General features: G+C 68.1%; 2 protein-coding genes. Both read right to left on the reverse strand.

All coding sequences use genetic code 11. From position 1 onward, the window contains the following. Positions 1-164 precede the first annotated feature (164 nt). Positions 165-920 carry an SDR family NAD(P)-dependent oxidoreductase gene (locus VOI29_RS24455; protein ID WP_323784486.1) on the reverse strand — a complete coding sequence of 252 codons (756 nt, stop codon included), beginning with the start codon at positions 918-920 and terminating at the stop codon, positions 165-167. Between the two features lie 89 nt (positions 921-1009). Further along, positions 1010-1582: GNAT family N-acetyltransferase (locus VOI29_RS24460; protein WP_323784489.1), on the reverse strand; the 573-nt coding region annotated here is incomplete at its 5' end.

The following is a 1582-nucleotide window of genomic DNA, read 5'->3' on the forward strand; positions in this document are numbered from 1 at the left end:
CTTCCGATCTGTGCGAAGAGTTTCGCTGAGATGCGCTTCGGGGGCAGGTCTGCCCTGAAAGCGCGTGTGCCGGTGTGTGGGCCGCGGCTTGCGCGTCAAAGGTGAACCCGTGCTGCGCATGGCGGCTTAGGGCTCCGCCCGCTCGCAATCCGCGGCTAGGGGGATCAGCGCATGCGCAGGGCGCCGTCGATGCGGATGACCTCGCCGTTTAGATAGCCCATCTCGACGATGAAGCCGGCCAGGCGGCCGTATTCACGCGGGTCGCCCAGGCGGGCCGGGTTGGGGACATCTGCAGCGAGCTGCTGCTGCACCTCTTCCGGCAAGCCCGCCAGCATCGGGGTCATGAAAATACCGGGTGCGATGGTCATCACCCGGATGCCGGAGGACGCGAGATCCCGTGCCATCGGCAGGCACATGCCTGCGACCCCGCCCTTGGAGGCGGCATAGGCGGCCTGGCCTTTCTGCCCGTCGAAAGCGGCGATGGAGGCGGTGTTGATGATCACGCCGCGGGCGCCGTCGCCTTCGGGGTCATTCTTGGCGATCTCCACCGCGGCGAGGCGGGCGACGTTGAAGGTGCCAACGAGGTTGATGTCGATGGTGCGCTGGAAGGCATCCAGCGGATGCGGGCCGTCTTTGCCCACGGTCTTGGCGCCGATGGCGATGCCGGCGCAGTTCACGCAAGCGGTGATCCTGCCCATCTTATCGGCGGCGTGGGTGATGGCGGCCGCAACTGATTCTTCGCTGGTGACATCGGTTTCGGCGAAATGCCCGCCGATCTCTTGCGCCACCGCCGGGCCGCGGCTGGCGTCGCGGTCCAGGATGGTGACCTGGGCGCCTTGTTCGGCAAAGTAGCGGGCGGTGGCCTCGCCCAGGCCCGAGGCGGCGCCGGTGACAATGGCAGCGGTGTCTGCAAGTTTCATGAGCGGGGCTCCTCCCGGTTATCTGAACATCTGTTCATATAATCGGGGCGGTCTGCCTCTGTCCAGCGGGACGGGACGTCGCGGGGCGGTCAGGCGCTCATCAGCCGCCGGTCCAGCAGCGCCAGCGGTTGCAAAAGGCGGCCCAAGGGCGGCCACAGGCCCCAGGTTCCCCCCAAACGGTGTGCCTTGGCGCCGGTACCGAGTTTGAAACGGGCAAGGCCGGCGGCGCGCCCGGTGTTGATGAGGCCGAGGTCGAGGCGGCAGATGCCCTTGGCGGCAAGCCAGCCCGCAGCCTCCCATAGCAGCAGGGGGTGGGCGCTGAGCCGTTTGCCGCGCGCGGTGGTATGGGCGATGTGGTAGGTGGCAGCGCTGCCATGGGTGAGGATCAGGATGGCGGCGACCGCTTCCTTGCCCTCGAAAGCCTGGAACAGCTTGGCCCGGCCCCTGTTTTCGCGTGCATAGGCGAGGGTGAGGGGGATCGGCCAGCTGCGGTAGCCGCGGGCGGTTTGCTGTCTGGCGTCGGCTGCGAACAGCCAGTGGCGCGGGTCGTGCGGCAGGTTCTGGCGGGTGAGGCGCAGGCCCTGGGTTTCACCGTGGTTCAGCCGGTTGCGCCATTTCTGGTGCAGGGCGGCCCGGCGCTGCCCGGGATCGCCGGTCAGGTC

Origin of the sequence: Leisingera sp., assembly GCF_034669605.1 — a bacterium.
GTDB lineage: Bacteria > Pseudomonadota > Alphaproteobacteria > Rhodobacterales > Rhodobacteraceae > Leisingera.